The following is a 20,090-nucleotide window of genomic DNA, read 5'->3' as shown; positions in this document are numbered from 1 at the left end:
GCGTCGTCCCTCATAGCCCGCCGCACGGCCGGTGTTTGCCGGTGACCCGTGCCTTGGTGCAGTACGGTGGAATTGCCCCTTGGGCGCCATGCCGTGCGCGGCGGCCAACAGGACAAAGACTTGGTGATAAGGGAATATATAACTATGAAGGCACGCATTCTGGTAGTTGACGACGACGAAGCACTCGCGGAGATGATTGGCATCGTCCTGCGCAATGATGGCTTCGAGCCGGTGTTCTGCGCAGATGGCGGCCAAGCTCTTGAGGTGTTTCGCTCGTCCAAGCCGGACCTGGTGCTTCTGGACCTCATGCTGCCGGGCTCGGATGGTATCGAGGTATGCCGCCAGATCCGGGGGGAATCGGATGTCCCGATCGTCATGCTCACCGCGAAGTCGGATACCTCGGACGTGGTCAGGGGACTCGAGTCCGGCGCGGATGACTACGTGCCCAAGCCTTTCAAACCAGCCGAACTCGTTGCCCGGGTCCGTGCGCGGCTCCGCCCGGGCGAACAGAAGGCCCCCGAGACTTTGCGTATCGCGGACGTGACCATCGACGTCGCCGGCCACTTGGTGACCCGCGGAGGCGAGCGTATCTCGCTCACGCCCCTTGAGTTCGACCTCCTGGTGGCCCTGGCACGCAAGCCGTGGCAGGTTTTCACCCGCGAATTGCTCCTTGAACAGGTGTGGGGATACCGGCACGCCGCTGACACGCGCCTGGTCAATGTGCACGTCCAGCGTCTGCGCTCCAAGATTGAACGCGATCCTGAGGCGCCCGAGGTCGTTTTGACGGTGCGTGGTGTCGGATATAAAGCAGGTTCCTGAGTCTCCAGCCGGAGACGCCGGCAAGTCGGATAGCGTCACGGAGTCAACAAGTACGGCCGAACACGCCGTGGGCACCGGCACCGCTGAACAGCCCGGCGCATCCGCTCAGTCCGACACGACTGAACCAACACCGCCGCGTAAGACCCGTGACCTGCGGTGGTTCCTGACGCGTGCCCGCATCTGGACCCGCCGAGGGCTGATCCTGATTCTCCGGGTTTCCCGCCTCGTTACCATTGGCGTACGCCAGATCAGGCCGGGCCTGCGCTTCCTGTGGCGTTCGATCCTTCGCCGTTGGCGGCGGTCCCTCGAATTCCGCACAGTCCTGACCACCCTGCTCCTTGCGGTGACATCGTTTGCCATCGTCGGCGCTTATCTGTCCAACCAGATCGCCAACAACCTGTTCCAGGAACGGCTCGCCCAGGCAGAGTCCGAGTCGAGATACAACGTCAAGCAGGTTCAGGACACGTTCGACGGCGCGCAGGTCACCGACCAGTCCAGCGTCATCACCCTGGTGTACGACACCTTGACGGCGGTGGAGGGCCGTGGCTCGGTCATCCAGCGAAGGTATGTCTTCGAAGCTGCGCCCGAACAGACCAAGCCCCGCAACCGATGGGTGGAGTCGCGTGCCTCGGACCAGTTGACCATCCGCGTGATTCCCCCTGATCTACGCAAAGCTGTCCAGGAAGGCGGCAAGCAACAATTCTGGGCTCCCACCCAATTCCCAGTGGGCAACGAGGACCGCCCCGGAATCGCGGTGGGAAACAAAGTGACCTTCAACGGCACTGTCTATGAGCTGTACCTGATCTATGACCTCAACACCGCACAGCAGACATTGGACGAGATCCAGAACGTTCTGTGGGCCGGTGGCGCAGCCCTTGTCCTGATGATCGGGGCGATCGCCTGGTACGTGACCCGAAACGTCGTCAGTCCGGTGAGCCATGCCGCCGTCGTGTCCGAGAAGCTGGCCGCCGGGCAGCTGCAGGAACGGATGGTGGTCAAGGGTGAAGACGAAGTGGCCAGGCTGGGGGCATCCTTCAACCACATGGCGGCGAGCCTCCAGGAGCAGATCACCCAGTTGGCCACGTTGTCGCAGATGCAGCAACGGTTCGTCTCCGATGTTTCGCACGAACTGCGTACCCCGCTGACCACCGTGCGGATGGCGGCTGAGGTTCTGTTCGACGCGCGTGATGAATTCGACCCCATGAACAAGAGATCGGCGGAGCTTCTCTACTACCAGGTTGAGCGTTTCCAGTCCTTGTTGTCGGACCTGTTGGAAATTTCGCGTTTCGACGCCGGTGCCGCCGTCCTCGACGCCGAACCGCAGGACATCTTCCAGGTGGTGGCACAGGTCATGGAAGGCGCGGCACCCGTGGCCGAGGAGTATGGATCCGAAGTCCGCCTCAATGCCAGGCAAAAGTCCGTCATTGTCGAGATGGATTCGAGGAGGATCGAAAGGATCCTCCGCAATCTTTTGCTCAACGCCCTTGAACACGGCGAAGGCAAACCGGTGCATATCTCAGTCGCGGCCAACCACGACGCCGTGGCCGTCTCCGTCAGGGACCACGGCATCGGGATGAGCCAGGCCGAAGCCGCCCGGGTGTTCGACCGCTTCTGGCGCGCGGACCCTGCCCGGGCCCGGACCACCGGCGGCAGCGGCCTCGGATTGTCCATCGCGGCCGAGGACACCAAACTCCACAACGGCTGGCTTCAAGCGTGGGGCCGCAAAGGTTCGGGATCCAACTTCCGGTTGACTCTGCCTCTTCGCCAGGGAGAGACCATCGCCAAGTCGCCGCTTCAGCTCGAGCCTGCAGACATAGAGTTTCCCGGCTCGGCCAGTGAGCGCCAGGTATTGGTCCTGGGCACGGAAGCTGCCAGTTCCCGGCCCGGTTCTGCACCGAAGGACGACAACGCCGCTGCCACGGATCACGAAGCGGGGGATAAGCCATGACCAAGCCCGGACCCCGGAACCGCCGGGCGATCGTGGCACTGCTTGCGGTGCTTATGCTCCTCCTGTCCTCCTGCGCTCAGATTCCCCGTTCCGGCCCGGTGGGCAAGAGCAAGGACGAAGGCGCAGGAAATCCCAACGCGCCGGTCTTCTTCCCGGCCGCGCCCCGGGCAGGGTCCAGTCCTGAGTCGATCATTGAGGACTTCTACATGGCCGGCAGCGGCTACGAGGACGACTATCCTGTGGCGCGGCAGTACTTGACCCAAGCGCAATCAGTTACATGGAAGCCGGATAAGAGGGCACTCGTTTTCCGCTCGGCGGAGGTGGTGAAGTCCGCTGTGGAGAATGAGTACCTTTACCTTCTGGACCTCGCCTACTCCGTGGACGCCGACGGCGTTGCAACCCAGTATCCGCCTGGGACGAAGGAGACCATCCCACTGACGCTTGAACAGGTGGAGGGGCAGTGGCGGATCTCCAAAGTCCCTGATGGGACAGCCATTCCGGAAGAAACGTTCAAAGTGATCTACGGGGCGTTTCCCATCTACTTCTACGACCCGACGTTCACGTTCGCCGTGCCTGATTACCGCTGGTTCATCAAGAAGAACACGGTCAAATCCATGACCAGCGCCCTGCTCGCCGGCCCTGCGCCCTACCTTCGTGGCGCGGTTGTCAGTGCTTTCCCATCCGGCATGAAGCTAGCCCGCGAATCGGTGCCGGTTGTCTCCGGCGCAGCCCAGGTGGATCTGTCGGCCAAGGAATTGTTTGATGCATCCGCCGAGGACAGGCAAAGGATGCAGAACCAGCTGGCGCTGACCTTCCGCAGCCAGCCGGACGTCATCAATGTCCAACTGCGCGCCGACCAGGACCTGGTCCGGGTGGAGGACAACGGAACAGTGCTGCCACCTGTGGTGGATAAGACAGTTCCTGCCCATCAGATCGCAGTGAACAACGGTGAATTGGTCCGCTACGAAAACAACCGGATCACGCCCCTGCCTGACATCCAGTCGGTCGCCGGGCTTGGACCGCATTCGCCGGCGGAGTCACCTGCTTCCCAGACGGCTGCTTTCCTGAACGGCGACAAGACCACCCTCTATTCGATCGAACCGGGACAGGCGCCCCGCCAACTGACCACCAGGAGTACGCTGACCGGTCCATCCTTCAGCCCGCAGGACTGGGTCTGGACGGCGGGCCCCGGGGCAAACGGGGCGGCCGAGGTCGTGGCCTACAAACCGACAGGGATCGCGCCGGGAACAGCCATTCCCAACGTCACCATCACTCCGTCCTGGCTCTCAGGCCGCACCGTGAAGGACTTCAGGGTCTCCAGGGAAGGGACCAGGGCATTGGTTATCTCGGAGTCTGCCGGAAAATCCACGGTTCAGATCACCGGCATTGTCCGTAATCCCGACGGTGCGCCCAAGGACCTCACTGCTCCCATCACCCTGCTGACTACCGGCGGGGCGAACCAAGGAGTCTGGGTGAATGCGTCCACTGTGGCGGTCATGGCCGGTTCGGCTACATCCACGGTGGTCCCTGAACTGTTGTCCCTGGCCTCGGGTGAGGCGCAGCAACTTGCGCCGTGGGACGGCCTGACCAGCATCAGTGCCGGCAATGGGCCCGAGCAGATCTATGGCCAGTCGGAGGCCGGAGTCTTCCAACGTGTTGGCAACGGATGGGAGCTTCAATTGAAAGGTCCCACGGAACCGGCTTTCCCAGGCTGACACTCTCTCCGGCGGGCGATGTCCCGGCCATCGAGCCAGATTCTGTGATGTGGCGGGGATATCCACATAGGACGCCGGGAGCCTTCTTTTCCGGATAGCGGGGGCGCAGGCTGGCTACATGATCGATCCACCCAGCGGCCCCTTCACGGGAGTGCAGCCAAACCGTCGAGGCAGGGATCCGGACCTGGCTGCGCCGGATCCCGTCAGTGCGCGTCGCCGCGGAAGGGACCGCAACCGGTTTGGCCGCTTGGTGAGGGCATTGGAAGGGACCCTGCAAGACTTCCGGGCCGTCCTGGTTCCCGTCGAGTGCATCTGCTGTGGCGCCGAAGACACGGTGCTGTGCGCTGATTGTTCCAAGCGCATACGCAGGATTTGTGCGCAGCCTTTCCGGGCAGAGCACCAATCGCCTGCTCTCGTCATGGTCGACGGCGTGGCCGGACTCGGAGTGGTTGCGGCAGGACCTTACCGCGACGAGTTGGCTCAGTGCCTGCTCTCTTTCAAGCACTTTGGCCAATGGCGTGCGGGCGGTGTGCTGGCAAGTTGCCTGGGCAAGGCTTTGGATGTGGCTCTGGGGCATCATGCCGGCTTCACCCTTGTGCCGGTCCCGACCAGCGGCAGGGCGTACCGCCAGCGCGGGTTCAGCCCCGTGCATCTGATCCTGCTCATCCTGCGTTTGCGCCGGATACACCCACAACACCGGCATCTGGACGCGTTGGAAAAGGTGCGGGTTCCGCTGTCCCTCAAGGGCAGCCTGACCCTGGTAATGGATTGGCTGAGGAGTGCCGTGGACGTTGTGCTCGAACGGAAAGGCCCCCACGGGGCATCCGGCCAAAAGGGGCTGGGACGTGGCGAACGGGCCCGGAAAGTCCGGGGATCCATGCGGGTCAAGCCTGGACGGGCGGGGCAGGTCAGGGGCCGGCGATGCATCCTGGTGGACGACGTTCTTACCACGGGTTCAACCCTCGCGGAGGCAGCACGGGCCGTGGAAGCCGCCGGTGGGGCAGTCTGCGGAGCAGTTGTTCTGGCGGCCACGAGGCCACCAGCCTACGCCTCAACGACAGTGCTCGGCGACCAGCGATGAAGTCATTAAGACTCAATCAAAAAATAAGTGGCCAAAGGATGAATAACGCGTGGCGATGAACTAACGTCGGTTGTGGGTACCAAGAAAAGATGTACCTGTCGATAGCGGCTCGGAAAGGGGCTCGACTGTCCGTCAGACCAGCCCCCAACAGTGCCGTTGTCGTGTCACCTGAGTTATTTGGAGGGCACCATGGAGTTCATGATCAGCGGACGAAATCTGACTGTTTCAGACCGCTTTCGCGAATATGCCGGCGAGAAAATCTCAAAGATTGAATCGCTGGGGGACAAGGTCCAGCGGGTAGACGCCAAGGTTTCGAAGGAAACCAACCCCCGGCAAACGCCGGGCGAGCTCACCGTCGAAGTAACTGTCCTGGGCCGTGGCCCCGTTATCCGTGCCGAGGCTACGGCCGCTGATAAATTCGCTGCCTTCGATCTTGCGTACAACAAGTTGCTCGAGCGGCTTCGTCGCGCGAAGGACCGGAAGAAGGTGCACCACGGCCGCCACACACCCAAGGCGGTGCGGGAAGCTACGGCAACCCTTGAACCTGCAAGCACCAATGAGCCGCTTTATGTCGAGGCCGGCAACCACCAGGAAGCCAACGGGCAAGCGGAAGAACGTTCGCCCTATGAGATCGAAAACGACATCCCGGCCGGAGATTCACCGGTCCTGATCCGTCGCAAGGTATTTCCCGCTGCATCCCTGACACTGGATGACGCCGTGGACAACATGGAACTGGTGGGACACAACTTCTACTTGTTCCTGGACAAGGAAACCAACGCACCGTCGGTCGTTTACCGACGCAGCGGTTGGACTTATGGTGTGATCAGCCTCGATTCCACGTGTGAGCCTGGCGAAGAAGCCGTCGAGGAAAAGATCATCGCCTATCGCTCCGACGATCAGGCCGCCAACGCCAAGTAAGGCCTGTACCTGACGAAGGGATCCCAATGACCGCTTCGCTGAGCCTGTCGCAGGCACGGCGGATCGCATTGGCAGCTCAAGGATTGGCCAAAGTCCGGCCCACCGGCCCCGTGACACCACGGGCGGTGGGCCGGACTTTTGACCGATTGCAGCTTGTCCAGATCGATTCTGTAAATGTCCTGGCACGAAGCCACTTTCTTCCCTTCTTTTCCCGGCTGGGAAACTACGATCCCGGCATACTTTCCGCCATGGCCGGAAGGAAGCCCCGCAGAATGATGGAGTACTGGGCGCACGAAGCAAGCTTCATCCGCCCACAGCACTTCCCCGATCTGCTCTTGTGGCAGAAGCGCGCGTGGGTTGGGGCACATCGCCTGGATCCCGGAATCCGCCGAGACATGGAGGACCGGATACTCTCGGCATTGGCGGTTGGCCCTCCCATGACGGCAGCGGAACTCACCGCGAAGCTGGGGCATGTCCCTACGGCAGAGCGGGAGAACTGGGGCTGGAATTGGAACATCGTCAAGAGGGTCCTGGAACACCTGTTTGAAGAAGGCCGGGTTTCGGCTGCTTCGCGAACACCGCAGTTCGAACGCAAATACACCCTCACCTCAAGGGTTCTCGCTAGCGGCACTGTGGCTGCCACCGACACCGGGGAAGCCCTTGATCGACTCATCGACGCGGCCGCCCAGGCCCACGGCATCGGCACGGTCCGGTGTTTTTCCGACTATTTCCGGACGCCGGTCAAGGCCGGAGCGGAGTCTATCCGAAGGCTCGTGGATGCCGGCGTCCTGGAACCGGTGTCCGTTCGGGGGTGGGACCGGGAGATTTTCAGGCATGTCAGCGCAAAGCTTCCCCGGAAGGCCGAAGGGCGGGCGCTCCTGAGCCCTTTTGACTCCCTCGTGTTTGAGCGGCGGCGTCTTGAGGAGCTTTTCGGGTTCCACTACAGGATCGAAATTTACACACCTGCTGCCAAACGCCGTTTCGGTTATTACGTGCTGCCATTCCTGCTGGGGGAGCGCATCGTGGCCAGGGTCGACTTGAAGGCTGACCGCGCAACCGGCCAGTTGCTGGTGCGCTCTGCGTACGGCGAGCCGGACGCCCCGGCAGATACCGCCGTCGAGCTGGCAGCTGAACTTGGGCTTATGGCGACCTGGCTTGGCCTGCACGAGGTGGTGGTATGGCCGGCAGGGGATCTTGCCGGCGATCTTGCGGCGGCTGTCAGGGGACAAACCGGCCCTCCCGTGGCGGAACCGCAAAACGCCGGTCCGCTCAGAGGTGAACCCGGACACGCCGCCTGGGTCTCTCCCGTAGACTGAAACAGCCAGAATTCGGCAGCATGAGACTGGGAGCACTTTCACGTGGCATCACTAATCGAAAAACTTCTCCGCACGGGTGACAAAAAGACCCTGAAGCAACTGCGGAACTATGCCGATTCCATCAATGCCCTGGAAGAGTCGTTCAAGTCCTTTACGGATGCTGAACTGCGCGCTGAGACGGACCGCCTCCGGTCCCGGCACCAGGACGACGGCGAGTCGCTCGATGCCTTGCTGCCCGAAGCCTTCGCTGCCGTGCGCGAAGCGTCCTCCCGCACCTTGGGCATGCGCCACTTTGATGTGCAGCTGATGGGCGGTGCGGCTCTTCACCTCGGCAACATTGCCGAAATGAAGACCGGTGAAGGAAAGACTCTGGTTGCGACGGCGCCGGCGTACCTGAACGCGCTTACCGGCAAGGGCGTCCACGTGGTCACGGTGAATGACTACCTCGCCGAGTACCAGTCCGAACTTATGGGCCGCGTTTACCGCTTCCTTGGCTTGACCAGCGGCTGCATCCTGGCAAACCAGGATCCCGCCGTGCGTCGTGAACAGTACGCAGCCGACATCACCTATGGCACAAACAATGAATTCGGCTTCGACTACCTCCGGGACAACATGGCCTGGGATGCCAGTGAGCTCGTCCAGCGCGGACACAACTTCGCGATTGTTGATGAAGTGGACTCCATCCTCATCGACGAGGCCAGGACCCCGCTCATCATCTCCGGTCCTGCACAGGGCGACACCAACCGCTGGTACAGCGAGTTCGCCAAGGTGGTCCTTCGGCTCCAGCCTGAGGTCGATTATGAAGTGGACGAGAAGAAGCGGACAGTTGGTGTGCTCGAAGCCGGCATCGAAAAGGTGGAGGACTACCTGGGCATCCAGAACCTCTACGAATCGGCCAACACGCCCCTCATTGGTTTCCTGAACAACGCCATCAAGGCCAAGGAACTGTTCAAGCGCGACAAAGACTATGTGATCCTCGACGGCGAGGTCCTGATCGTTGACGAGCACACCGGCCGCATCCTTGCCGGTCGCCGCTACAACGAAGGCATGCACCAGGCCATTGAGGCCAAGGAAAACGTCGAGATCAAGGCCGAGAACCAGACCCTGGCCACCGTAACGCTGCAGAACTACTTCCGTATGTACTCCAAGCTCTCCGGCATGACCGGTACAGCCGAGACCGAGGCCGCCGAGTTCATGAGCACGTACAAGCTCGGCGTGGTCCCCATCCCCACCAACCGCGACATGCAGCGCATCGACCAGCCGGACCTTGTCTACAAGAACGAGGTCGTGAAGTTCGACGCCGTCGTGGAGGACATCGCCGAGCGCCACGAGGCCGGCCAGCCTGTTCTGGTCGGTACCACGAGTGTTGAAAAGAGCGAATATCTCTCCAAGCTTTTGGCCAAGGAGGGTATCCGCCACGAAGTCCTGAACGCGAAGAACCACGCGCGTGAAGCGTCCATCGTTGCCCAGGCCGGACGCAAGGGCGCCGTGACTGTGGCCACCAACATGGCTGGCCGTGGTACCGACATCATGCTCGGCGGCAACGCGGAATTCACCGCCATCGCCGAACTCGCAAAGCGCGGACTCGATCCGGAGGAGAACTCCGAAGAGTACGAGGCCGCATGGCCCGAGGCACTCGCCGCAGCCAAGCAGGCTGTCAAGGATGAACACGAAGAAGTGCTGAACCTGGGCGGGCTCTACGTCCTGGGCACGGAGCGGCACGAGTCCCGCCGGATCGATAACCAGCTGCGCGGCCGCTCCGGTCGTCAGGGCGACCCCGGTGAGTCCCGCTTCTATCTGTCCCTTACCGACGACCTCATGAGGTTGTTCAACTCAGGGGCGGCCGAACGGCTCATGAACAGCTCGGTGCCGGACGATGTCGCTCTTGAGTCGAAGCTTGTTTCCCGTGCCATCGCCTCCGCCCAGGGCCAGGTCGAGGCGCGTAACGCCGAACAGCGCAAAAACGTGCTCAAATACGATGACGTCCTGAACCGCCAGCGTGAAGCCATCTACGGTGACCGCCGTCGGATCCTTGAAGGCGACGACCTCCACGAGAAGGTCCAGTACTTCCTTGAAGACACCATCAACGCCCTCATCGATGCTGCAACGGCAGAGGGCAACGGGGACGACTGGGACTTCAACCAGCTGTGGACCAACCTGAAGACCCTGTACCCGGCCACCGTCACGCCCGAAGAAGTCATCGAAGAAGCCGGCGGGAAGTCCCGGATCACCGCTGATTTCCTGAGGGAAGAAATCCTTTCCGACGCGCGCCTCGTCTACAAGGCCCGCGAAGAAGCCATCGGCTCCGAAAGTATGCGGGAACTCGAGCGGCGCGTTGTCCTGTCGGTTCTTGGACGCAAGTGGCAGGAACACCTCTACGAGATGGACTACCTCAAGGAGGGCATCGGCCTTAGGGCAATGGCACAGCGCGACCCCCTGGTTGAATACCAGCGTGAAGGCTTTGTCATGTTCCAGAGCATGATGGAGGCCATCCGTGAGGAAAGCATCGGGTTCCTGTACAACCTTGAGGTGGAAGTGACACCGGCCGAAGACGTCGTCGTGCCGGATGACTCCGCCGCCGGGGGACACACAGAACATCACGATCCGCAGATCCGGGCCGCGGGCCTGCAGGCGCCGGAGAAACCGGCCCAGCTGCAGTACACCGCACCTGGCGAGGACGGCGCCACGCAAACCCGGATCGAGGGCCGTGGATCCGGGCGCTCCGGCAACCCGGCCAAGGCTGCAAGCCAGGATCAGCGCAAACCCGCCAAGAAGAAGCGCCGCTAAGCTGGATCCGGCATCTGACCGGTAATCATCGCCAACGAAGGGGGCGATCCAAAGGACTCAATGTTCCCAGGGATCGCCCCCTTTGGCATGTGAAGGCGGAGGCCATTGGTCGAAGGATGGACCTAGCCGATCTCCAGCGCCGTAACCTGCCACACGCCATCTGTTCGTTCAAGCCGCATGGCGACAGCCCGGCAGCGGCCTTCCTCCGCGACAACGATGCTTGCTTCACAAATTGATTCGCTGATGGAACAGGCGCGCACCGACCGGACCATCGGGCTGAGGTGTGGCTGCGGATTCCCCTTGCTCCGCGCTGCATGTTTGCGTGTCAGGGCAGCCCGGTGCTGTAGGGCCACATAACAGTCGGGGTCCAATGATCCCGATAGTTGAACGAGTGGACGGGTACCTGCAAGCACTTCCACAGCGGCTTGGGCAATACTCCGTGCCACCAATCGGATGTCTGTATCGGCGGCACCCTTGGCGGCGGATGAAGCGGCGGCTCGTTGGACCCTTTGGCGGATGGGTGGCCGGTCTGCTGCAACGACGGACATGGTCATACCTCTGGCATTCACTACTTGAGCGAAAGCGCGGGGAACGCTCATGCTCGGGTGGCTTCTGCTGGGATGACGCTGGGTTTTGAGGTTGAGGCTTGATTCCGCCCCTGAGTGGACGGTTGCTGGATCAGGGAGTCTGGATCAGCCACGCGTTCGTGGCGGGCTGGAGCTGCTACGCGGGCTCTGGAGGTTGAAGGATCTGCCCCGGGATGAGCACGGACGGATCGGCCCCAATGATCGAGCGGTTGGCGGCGTACCACTTTGGCCAGGCAATGGCTACATCCACATCAGTCGAAAAAGGTGCAAGCCTCGCCGCGGCAATTGACCACAGCGTGTCGCCGGCTTTCACCTCGACGCTGGACCTGCCCGCTGGTGGGGCTTCCCTGGAGCCAGCCCGGCTGAGCAAGCCGGGAACAACCACTGGCGGCTTGGGCTGCCAGCTTGGATCGGGCACGTTCTTCGCCGGGCCGTTCTCCGCCGGGCCCTCGCCGTCGGCTGTGGGCAGCGGGGAGCCCGCTCCATCGACGGAGACCTGGTTCATGGCCCCGGGGGGTGTGCTGCTATGGGTCGAAGTCGGAAGCCACTGCGGGTTCGGAGCGGCGTCTGCGTACGCGAGACCAACGCCGAGAAGATTGATCCCGAGGACGGCTGCAGCGAGCCTGACCATGAAGGCGGGGCTGAATTTCGAGACGGTATCGGCTCTCTTGCCGGCCCCCGTCTTGTGCAGGAACGCTGCCACGAATGCCACCGCCAGGGAAAAAGCCCACCAGGCGACTATCGCGGTTCCAGTGGCACTGGCACAAAATCCGGCCAGCAGGTCGAACGAGAAATTCTGGTTGTGCCGCTGGGCGTTCTCCCACTGGATGACAAGGGTGTTGCCTATCAGGGCAAGGAGAAGTCCAAGCCCCAGAATCATCACAGCCAGTCCGGTGTCCCTGCGCAAGGATCGTGCCATTCAAAGCCCCCAAGCTTCATTTGATGCAGTTTGATGCAGTTTGATCAACCTTGGAGTACATTCTCAACACACTTTTACCCGCCTGTCCAATCGCGGGACAGGTCGCAGGACGGAATTGGTCTTGGCTCCGTTATGCAGCCTAGTCTGACCCCATGAGATGGGACTCTCTCTTCAACGATTTGGAAGCACAATTTTCGGCAGAACGTTCCTTGGAGAAGGAAACGGAGATCACCGAGCGGGCCAGAGTAGAGCTGGCAGGCATTGAGCTCCTCGATCGGTTGCGTGCTGTCGGTGCTGGCCGGGTCAAAGTTGTCCTGTCCGGGGGATCCGCACTCCTGGGAAGCATCAGTCATTTGGGAAACGAGTGGTTCGTCCTGGACGAAGGCGTCCGGCAGTGGCTGGTTCCCTTCCCCTCGGTACTCACCTATCAAGGAGTGGGACGGCTGGCAATGAAGGCTGCTCCGCGGCTTGTGAAACCGTTGGGCTTTGCTGCGGCCTTAAGGGCACTGTCCAGGGACCGCGCAACGGTGGTCGTCCATGTGGGGGCGTGGGGGCAGCAAAATCTTGAAACAAGGGGAGTCATCGACCGCGTAGGTCGGGACCACTTCGATCTCGCTGTGGTGCAGGAGGGTGAAGTGCGACGGGTGGGAAATGTCGTCGGTGTTGTGACGATCCCCTTCGGAGCGCTTGTGGCCGTCAGTTCAGCCAGTGCCCCGGAGTTTTAGGTGCGGCGCTGCCCCGTCAGCGTGACTTGGACTTGGACTCTTCAATCATTCGGCTGGCTTCTGCGTACCGGTCCTGAATGTACTGCTCAAGCATCGTTTCCTCGATACGCCACTGCCCACGGCCGCCCACCTGGATTGCCTTGAGTTCGCCACTGCGGACCAGGGCATACGCCTGCGGGGAGTTGATCTGGAGTTGTTCGGCGACATCGGCCAATGTCAGGAATCGGGGCATGGCTCCATATTGCCACTCCTGTAGGCGTTTGGTGTAGTTATCCACAGTTTCGCCCTCTTTGCAGCCGAACGCTTTGGTTGGCGTTGGCCCGCCGGTAAGAATGAGGAGGCAGGTCCGCCGACCATGCCTCTAGCCAACCCGGGGAGTCGAATACATGGGTCCGAGCGCAAGTCCTGCCGCCGCACGAATCAGCAAGCCATCGTGGAGGGATCCCCGGCTGCTGGTAGGCATCCTCTTGGTTTTCCTGTCTGTGGCCGGAGTGGTCGCACTCGTTGGAAATGCCGACAAGACGACCCAGGTGTATGCCGCGAGGGAAGACATCGCTGTGGGCCAACAGGTAACGGCTGAAGACCTTTCCATCGTCAAAGTGCGGTTGGATGAAGTTGAGGCAGGCTACGTAACTGTTGAGGATGGTCTGTCCGCGGGAAAAGTCGCGCTGCAACGCGTGGCCAGGAACCAACTCTTGCCTCGTGAAAGCCTCGGCACTGCCGATGCTTTGAACAGGAAACCCGTGGCCATCTCCATGGAGGAGGAGCTGCCGGCCCAGGCTGTTCCCGGTGCCCGTGTGGATGTCTGGGTTGCCATGCCGGGAACGGGAACGGCCTACGACAATCCGCAGTTGCTGCTACCCGGAGCCGAAATTGCCGGGATCACCCACGGCTCCACCACTCTCGGAGCATCAAAAACCACAACGGTGCTTGTGCTTGTCACGGATGCCCAAATGCCGAAACTGCTCGCTGCCCAAGCCAACAAGGCCAAAGTTTCGGTGGTCTGGAACCCGGCGGGCCTCGCCTCATGAGCATCCCGGTCGTAACGGTCGGCGCCACCCACGAAGCCGTGGTTGATGGCTTGGAGCGCCTGCACGGCCCGGTAACCGTTGTTCGCCGTTGTGCCGAACTCACCGAGCTGCTGGCTGCCTGCCAGAGTGGCCTGGCGCTCGCAGCCGTCGTCGGTGACGGATCGGAAGAACTTACAACTACGCTTGTGGACAGGCTGGGGGCCGTGGGCGTCTGCGTTGTTGCCTTGACGGACAACCCGGACGAGACGAAGCGGCTCCGCTCCATAGGAGTAGTCGCTGCCGCTGCGGATATTAAACCGGTGGTACTCGCGGCCGAGATTTCCCAGGCGGTGGAACGCGCCAGCAGGTATGGCCAGGCTGAGAGTCCACGCAGCACAGGTTTTGCCGATCCCGGCGGAGGTTCTGCCTTGCTGCCGCAGGCGACGGAGGTCCCGGAAGAGCCGGATGGTTCAGGGCGGATTTTTGCTGTGTGGGGACCCGCGGGTGCCCCTGGCCGGACGCTGCTTGCCGTGAACATGGCAGCGGAGCTTGCCGCCGATGGCCAGTCGGTCATATTGGTTGATGCTGACAGCTACGGTGCGAGTGTGTCGGCGATGCTGGGCCTTCTGGATGAGTCGGCCGGGTTGGCGCAAGCATGCAGGCTTGCCGACCAAGGACTCCTCGACCTTGAAGCTTTAACGACCACGGCGAGTGAGGTTTACACGAAGGCGGGCTCCTTCCGCGTATTGACCGGTACCACGCGGGCCGATCGTTGGACCGAACTGCGGGCCGCGGCTCTCACCCTTGTACTGGAAAGAGCCAGGCAACTGGCGGACATCGTGGTGGTTGACGCCGGCTTCTGCCTCGAAGCTGACGAAGAGCTGAGCTTTGACACATTGGCTCCCCGGCGCAATGCATCCACCCTCCGCAGCCTTGAGTTGGCGGACGTCGTGTTCGCTGTGGGATCCGCGGACGCCATCGGGGTGCCCCGACTTGTGCGGGGCCTGGCTGAACTCGAAGTGGCTGTTCCGCAAGCATCGCCGCGGGTGGTGCTCAACAAGGTCAAACGCTCAGCCGTTGGGTACGCCCCGGAGCAACAACTGGACGATGCGTGGAACCGGTACGGCCCGGGCATCAGCATCGAGGCGTACATTCCGTCGGATCCGGAAGCTTGCGATGCTGCGTTGCTTTCAGGCTCCGTCCTCCTGGAAACAGCGCCCGAATCGGACATCCGACATGCTATCGCCGGACTCGTATGTGCTGCTGTCCATCAAAAACGCCGATCCTTTGGACGAAGTACCAGAGCTCTTCGTCGCCTTAAGCGCTAGGCTCGGCATGTGGGCTGCAGAGTCGCAGCAATCAACTTGTGATGGAGGCGTTTGTCGATGTCGTCAGGATCCAGCGTGGAGGATCGGTCCGATGCAGCAGTTGTCCGTGAAGGGTTCTTCGGTGACTACTACGAGCACCTCGCAGAGGAGGACGCCGGGGCCTACTCCCCGGAACTGCTGATATCCAGGGCCACCAAGCACAAGGCCGTTGCGCAGTCCCGACGACCCGGCAATGCCGTGGTTGAGATCGGCAGCGAGTCTGACCGGAACGTTGTTTACATTGTTACCGACGACATGCCTTTCCTGGTTGACTCGGTCAACGCGGAGCTCGTGCGCCAGAATTGCGCCATCCGCATGGTCATGCACCCCTTGTTCGTCGTCACCCGGGACCGGGTCACCGGTGAGATGAGCAGCGTTTCGCGCGTTCCTTCCACTGTGGGAATTTCCAGTGGTGACACCGCTGCCCTGCCCAGCATCGCCCATCTTCTTGGCGATGGGGACAACGCATCCCATATGGAGTCTTGGATTGCGGTCGAAATCGACCGCGTCAGTGATGAGACGCGTGAACAGTTGATCGAAGGACTGCACCGCGTCCTAGGAGACGTGCGGGCCGCCGTCGAGGACTGGCCGAAAATGCGCAGCAAGGCGCTGGAGCTGGCCGAAGCACTGGGGGGAGTCTCCCACCCGGAACAAATTGCTGAACTGCGCCAGGCCCAGGACCTTCTCCGATGGCTGGACAACGGTAACTTCACTTTCCTGGGGTACCGCGAATACGACCTCGTGAATGAAGACGGCGAGGACGTACTCCAGCTTCGTGAGGACAGCGGTCTGGGGCTCCTGCGCGCCGGAGAGGGCAACCGTCAGGTCCAACACCTGACAGACGCCGGCCGCAAGAAGGCCCGGGAGAAGCGCGCCTTGGTAATCACCAAGGCCAATTCCCGCTCGACAGTCCACCGGCCTGCATACCTTGACTACATTGGCGTCAAGAGCTTCGACGCCCAAGGCAACGTCAACGGTGAACGCCGTTTCATCGGGTTGTTTGCTACGAGCGCCTACACCGGCTCTGTCCGCAGCATCCCCATTGTTCGGGACAAGGTGGATGCAGTACTGCGCAACGCGGGGTTCCCGATTGATTCGCACTCGGGCAAGGACCTCCTCGGCATCCTCGAGACCTACCCCAGGGATGAACTGTTCCAAATCGAGGTACCGGACCTGGCCGCGACGGCCATGGGAATCCAACGCCTGCAGGAGCGCCGCAGGACAAAGCTGTTCCTGCGGCCGGACATCTACGGCCGTTTCATGTCCGCTGTCGTCTACCTGCCCCGCGACCGCTACACCACCAGCGTCCGGCTCAGGATCGAGCAGGAACTTCGCGAGACGTTCCAGGCCGAGACCATCGACTACGAGGCCCGGATAACAGAATCCGCCCTTGCCCGTGTCTTCTTCCGGATCAGGCTTCCGCGCACCGCAGAACTCGCCGAGGTCAATGCACAGGAGCTTGAGCACCGGTTGATGCGGGCTTCGAGGTCCTGGAGCGAGGGCATCACCGAGGTCCTTCGCGAACACCATCCGGCCGAAACCGCCGATGCCCTGTCGGCCCTTTGGGCAGAAGCCTTCCCCGCCGGATACCGCGTGGATTATGAAGTTGAAGACGCCCTGCAGGACATCGAACGCTTCGAGAAGTACGGTGCCCAGGCAGAGCGGACCGGCGAGCCCATCAGGAACGTCAGGCCCGGGGTCCACGTCTATCTGCCTGAAGGTGCCGGCGAGGCATTGGAAGAGGACGCCCGCGTCAAGCTTTACCTGATGGAGCCGAAGAGCCTCAGCCAGATCCTGCCCTACTTCCACAACCTTGGCCTGGAAGTGCTGGACGAGCGGCCGTTCGAGATCGAAACCGCCGATCACCGCGACTTCTTCCTCTACGACCTCGGGCTGAAGTACCCCGCGGGAGTCGATCCCCTTGCCACCGGAAGCCTCTTGGCCGATTCCTTCGGCGCTGCGGTAACCGGCGCCGTGGAGTCGGACAACTTCGACCGCTTGGTGCTGCGTGAAGGCATGCACTGGCGCCAGGTAGTCATGCTCCGGGCTTACGCCAAGTACATGCGCCAGATGGGAAACACGAATTCCTTCGGCTTCATTGCCGATACCCTCCTGGGCAACCCGGATGTGGCACGTGGGCTCATTGACCTCTTCTCGGCACGGTTCGACCCATCCGTGCCGGACGATGTACGCGATGAACGCCAGGATGCAGCACGGGCCTCCTTGGCTGAGGCTGTAGAGCAGGTTGCCACTTTGGACGCGGACCGTGTCCTGCGCACCTTCATCAACCTCATTGAATCCACCCTGCGGACCAACTACTTCCAGAACAAGGAGTACCTCAGCTTCAAGCTGGACCCGACCTCCATAGAGGGGCTGCCGTTCCCGCGCCCGATGTTCGAAATCTGGGTCTACTCGCCACGCGTTGAAGGCGTCCACCTTCGCTTCGGCAAGGTGGCCCGTGGCGGTCTTCGCTGGTCGGACCGCCGTGAGGATTTCCGGACCGAGATTCTCGGGCTGGTCAAGGCCCAGACAGTCAAGAATGCAGTCATTGTTCCGACAGGTGCCAAAGGCGGGTTCTTCGCCAAGAAACTGCCCAACCCCGCCGTGGACCGCGCCGCATGGATGGCAGAAGGCATCGAAAGTTACAAGACGTTCATCCGGGGCCTGCTGGACATCACCGACAACCTCGTGACGTCGGGCGACGGCGAAAGGCTCGTCCCGCCGTCGGACGTCGTTCGGCACGACGGCGACGATTCCTACCTTGTGGTGGCGGCCGATAAGGGCACCGCTACCTTCTCGGACACGGCCAACGGGCTCGCAGCCGAGTACGGCTTCTGGCTGGGCGACGCCTTCGCTTCCGGTGGTTCAGTAGGCTACGACCACAAGGCGATGGGCATCACGGCCCGCGGCGCCTGGGAGTCGGTCAAGCGTCACTTCAGCGAGCTCGACCTGGACACCCAGACCGAAGAGTTCACCGTCGTGGGCGTGGGCGACATGTCAGGGGACGTCTTCGGGAACGGAATGCTGCTCTCACGGCACATCCGCTTGGTGGCGGCCTTCGACCACCGCCACATCTTCCTCGATCCGACACCCGATGCTGCAGTGTCCTTTGCTGAGCGGCAGCGTCTCTTTGAGCTGCCCCGCTCCTCCTGGGACGACTACGACCGTTCGCTCATCAGCGAGGGCGGCGGAGTTTATGCCCGCCAGGCCAAGACCATCCCGGTTTCGGAACAGGTGCGGAAGTCCCTGGGCCTGCCCGACGGCACGACACAACTCAGCCCACCGGAACTGCTGCGGGCGATCCTGCTGGCACCGGCGGACCTCCTTTACAACGGCGGCATCGGCACCTACGTCAAGGCCAGCACGGAAACCCATGCAGCTGTGGGGGACAAGGCCAACGACGCCATCCGTGTTGACGGGCGTGACTTGCGGGTCAAGGTTGTAGGGGAAGGCGGAAACCTTGGTTTGACCCAGCGGGGACGTATCGAGGCCGCCTTGCAGGGCGTCATCCTCAACACCGACGCCATTGACAACTCCGCGGGTGTGGATTGCTCGGACCATGAGGTCAATATCAAGATCTTCGTGGACCGGATGGTGGCGGCAGGCAAGCTCCAGGAGACTGAGCGGGCTGCCTTCCTCGCCGACATGACCGACGAAGTAGGCCGCCTGGTGCTCCAGGACAACATCGACCAGAACATCCTGCTGCTCAACGACCGCACACGGGTTGCCGAGTGGAGCCCCAGCTACGAGCGGCTCATGGACTGGCTGGAGAAGTCCGCCGACCTCAAGCGTGACCTTGAAGCCTTGCCGACCACCGACACCCTTCGTGCCCGCCTGGAACAAGGTCAAGGCCTGACGTCGCCGGAACTGGCCGTCCTTTCGGCCTACGCGAAAATTGAGCTCAGTACTGCGCTGCGCGACAGCAACCTGGCTGATGATCCCTGGTTCTCGGACACGATCCGCAACTACTTCCCGAAGCAGTTGCGCGAGAAGTTCGACGCCGATTTGGATACCCACCCGCTGCGGCGCGAGATCATCGCAACCGTGGTGGCCAACGACATCATCAACCTCGGTGGCATCACGTTCGCGTTCAGGGCCATTGAGGAAACCTCGGCCAACGAGGTCGCGGTAGCGAAGGCATTCGTAGCTTTGCGCGAAATCTACGACCTCGACCCCATGGTGGCGGAGCTGAACGCGATGCCGGCCTCCTTCCCGACCGAACACTGGAGCGAAATCCACCTGGACATCAGGCGACTGCTTGACCGGGCCGTGCGTTGGGTACTGGGGCAAGGAATTGCCTCCCAGCCCATCGCCAGCGTCGTGGATGCGTTCAAGCCAATGATGGCGCCCTTGCGCGCCAAGCTTTTGGACTACCTGCGTGGAGAAGACAAGGTCCGAATCAGCGGCTGGCTCGACAAGGCGCTGGGATGGGACCTTCCCGAACACCTTGCCCGCAGGTGGGCCGAGCTCTTCGAAAGCTATGCCCTTCTGGACATCGCGCGGATTGCCCAGACAGGCAAGGAGAGCGTTGAGAACGTGGCCCACGTGTACTACACGGTGTTCAACCGCTTCCACGTGGATTCGCTGCTGGAGCGCATCAGTTCCCTGCCGCGCGATGACCGCTGGCAGGCGCTGGCCCGCGCAGCCCTTCGGGATGACCTGTACTCAACAGTTGCCGACATGACTACTTCGGTCCTTGAAGCAACGGAGTCCAACGCATCCGCGGAAGACCGGTTGAAGGACTGGGAGGAGCTGAACGCCGAGCAACTGGGCAGGGCGAAGACCATGTTCGATGAGGTCAATGCACTCGAGGCCGACGACATGGCCTCACTGTCGGTAGCATTAAGGCTCTTGAGGTCAATCGTCCGACGCTAGGAAGTTCTCCGCGTCGCAAATGG

Annotated in this window: 14 protein-coding genes; 11 read left to right on the top strand and 3 right to left on the bottom strand. The window is 61.9% G+C overall.

Translation table 11 applies throughout. The features are described 5' to 3' along the window. Positions 1-144: 144 nt before the first annotated feature. The 7 genes from mtrA to secA all read left to right on the top strand — a co-directional run bounded on the left by mtrA (position 145) and on the right by secA (position 10,584). A complete protein-coding gene (gene mtrA, locus N5P29_RS13665; RefSeq protein ID WP_144649950.1) occupies positions 145-819 on the top strand; it encodes an MtrAB system response regulator MtrA in 675 nt (224 codons plus the stop codon). 151 nt (positions 820-970) lie between these two features. Further along, positions 971-2,767, top strand: a complete 1,797-nt coding sequence (mtrB, locus tag N5P29_RS13660; RefSeq protein ID WP_262278587.1) for an MtrAB system histidine kinase MtrB — start codon at positions 971-973, stop codon at positions 2,765-2,767. Continuing rightward, positions 2,764-4,482, top strand: a complete 1,719-nt coding sequence (locus tag N5P29_RS13655; RefSeq protein WP_262275433.1) for an LpqB family beta-propeller domain-containing protein — start codon at positions 2,764-2,766, stop codon at positions 4,480-4,482. The genes mtrB and N5P29_RS13655 overlap by 4 nt, the downstream gene beginning before the upstream one ends. A gap of 118 nt (positions 4,483-4,600) precedes the next feature. Continuing rightward, the gene (locus N5P29_RS13650; RefSeq protein ID WP_262275432.1) at positions 4,601-5,563 is read left to right on the top strand and encodes a ComF family protein; all 963 of its coding nucleotides are present in this window, start codon (positions 4,601-4,603) and stop codon (positions 5,561-5,563) included. 189 nt (positions 5,564-5,752) lie between these two features. Continuing rightward, positions 5,753-6,481, top strand: a complete 729-nt coding sequence (gene hpf, locus N5P29_RS13645) for a ribosome hibernation-promoting factor, HPF/YfiA family (protein ID WP_262275431.1) — start codon at positions 5,753-5,755, stop codon at positions 6,479-6,481. A 26-nt stretch (positions 6,482-6,507) separates the two neighbouring features. Next, positions 6,508-7,797, top strand: a complete 1,290-nt coding sequence (locus N5P29_RS13640) for a winged helix-turn-helix domain-containing protein (RefSeq protein ID WP_262275430.1) — start codon at positions 6,508-6,510, stop codon at positions 7,795-7,797. Between the two features lie 42 nt (positions 7,798-7,839). After that, positions 7,840-10,584, top strand: coding sequence for a preprotein translocase subunit SecA (gene secA / locus N5P29_RS13635; RefSeq protein WP_262275429.1), 2,745 nt, complete (start codon positions 7,840-7,842; stop codon positions 10,582-10,584). Positions 10,585-10,706: 122 nt separating this feature from the next. Here secA and N5P29_RS13630 read toward each other — a convergent pair whose 3' ends face one another. Then, positions 10,707-11,132 carry an Rv3235 family protein gene (locus tag N5P29_RS13630; protein WP_262275428.1) on the bottom strand — a complete coding sequence of 142 codons (426 nt, stop codon included), beginning with the start codon at positions 11,130-11,132 and terminating at the stop codon, positions 10,707-10,709. 175 nt (positions 11,133-11,307) lie between these two features. Then, the gene (locus N5P29_RS13625; protein WP_262275427.1) at positions 11,308-12,090 is read right to left on the bottom strand and encodes a LysM peptidoglycan-binding domain-containing protein; all 783 of its coding nucleotides are present in this window, start codon (positions 12,088-12,090) and stop codon (positions 11,308-11,310) included. Between the two features lie 152 nt (positions 12,091-12,242). Between N5P29_RS13625 and N5P29_RS13620 the strand changes: the two genes are divergently transcribed. Next, on the top strand, positions 12,243-12,815 hold the full coding sequence (locus tag N5P29_RS13620; RefSeq protein WP_262275426.1) for a hypothetical protein: 573 nt from the start codon (positions 12,243-12,245) through the stop codon (positions 12,813-12,815). A 16-nt stretch (positions 12,816-12,831) separates the two neighbouring features. Here N5P29_RS13620 and N5P29_RS13615 read toward each other — a convergent pair whose 3' ends face one another. After that, entirely contained in the window at positions 12,832-13,047 is a 216-nt protein-coding gene (locus N5P29_RS13615) for a helix-turn-helix domain-containing protein (protein ID WP_144659791.1), read from the bottom strand. A 154-nt stretch (positions 13,048-13,201) separates the two neighbouring features. On the opposite strand from N5P29_RS13615, the gene N5P29_RS13610 reads away from it, so the two are divergent. From N5P29_RS13610 to N5P29_RS13600, 3 genes are read left to right on the top strand one after another with little or no spacing between them, the layout of a single operon-like run. Further along, complete coding sequence (locus tag N5P29_RS13610) at positions 13,202-13,846, top strand: SAF domain-containing protein (protein WP_262275425.1); 645 nt, start codon at positions 13,202-13,204, stop codon at positions 13,844-13,846. Beyond that, entirely contained in the window at positions 13,843-15,153 is a 1,311-nt protein-coding gene (locus N5P29_RS13605) for a CpaE/TadZ family protein (protein WP_262275424.1), read from the top strand. The genes N5P29_RS13610 and N5P29_RS13605 overlap by 4 nt, the downstream gene beginning before the upstream one ends. Before the next feature lie 57 nt (positions 15,154-15,210). Further along, positions 15,211-20,067 (top strand): NAD-glutamate dehydrogenase, encoded by a 4,857-nt coding sequence (locus tag N5P29_RS13600; RefSeq protein ID WP_262275423.1) that lies wholly within the window; start codon positions 15,211-15,213, stop codon positions 20,065-20,067. The last annotated feature ends 23 nt before the right edge of the window (positions 20,068-20,090 follow it).

Origin of the sequence: Paenarthrobacter sp. JL.01a, assembly GCF_025452095.1 — a bacterium.
GTDB lineage: Bacteria > Actinomycetota > Actinomycetes > Actinomycetales > Micrococcaceae > Arthrobacter.
The sequence above is the reverse complement of the archived record's forward strand: the minus strand, read 5'-3'. Positions and strand labels throughout refer to the sequence as shown.

Bases quoted from the DNA above. Each gene is read 5' to 3' on its own strand.
- mtrA (WP_144649950.1), top strand. From the start codon at position 145: ATGAAGGCACGCATTCTGGTAGTTGACGACGACGAAGCACTCGCGGAG.
- N5P29_RS13655 (WP_262275433.1), top strand. From the start codon at position 2,764: ATGACCAAGCCCGGACCCCGGAACCGCCGGGCGATCGTGGCACTGCTT.
- N5P29_RS13650 (WP_262275432.1), top strand. From the start codon at position 4,601: ATGATCGATCCACCCAGCGGCCCCTTCACGGGAGTGCAGCCAAACCGT.
- hpf (WP_262275431.1), top strand. From the start codon at position 5,753: ATGGAGTTCATGATCAGCGGACGAAATCTGACTGTTTCAGACCGCTTT.
- N5P29_RS13640 (WP_262275430.1), top strand. From the start codon at position 6,508: ATGACCGCTTCGCTGAGCCTGTCGCAGGCACGGCGGATCGCATTGGCA.
- N5P29_RS13630 (WP_262275428.1), bottom strand. From the start codon at position 11,132: ATGTCCGTCGTTGCAGCAGACCGGCCACCCATCCGCCAAAGGGTCCAA.
- N5P29_RS13625 (WP_262275427.1), bottom strand. From the start codon at position 12,090: ATGGCACGATCCTTGCGCAGGGACACCGGACTGGCTGTGATGATTCTG.
- N5P29_RS13620 (WP_262275426.1), top strand. From the start codon at position 12,243: ATGAGATGGGACTCTCTCTTCAACGATTTGGAAGCACAATTTTCGGCA.
- N5P29_RS13615 (WP_144659791.1), bottom strand. From the start codon at position 13,047: ATGCCCCGATTCCTGACATTGGCCGATGTCGCCGAACAACTCCAGATC.
- N5P29_RS13610 (WP_262275425.1), top strand. From the start codon at position 13,202: ATGGGTCCGAGCGCAAGTCCTGCCGCCGCACGAATCAGCAAGCCATCG.
- N5P29_RS13605 (WP_262275424.1), top strand. From the start codon at position 13,843: ATGAGCATCCCGGTCGTAACGGTCGGCGCCACCCACGAAGCCGTGGTT.
- N5P29_RS13600 (WP_262275423.1), top strand. From the start codon at position 15,211: ATGTCGTCAGGATCCAGCGTGGAGGATCGGTCCGATGCAGCAGTTGTC.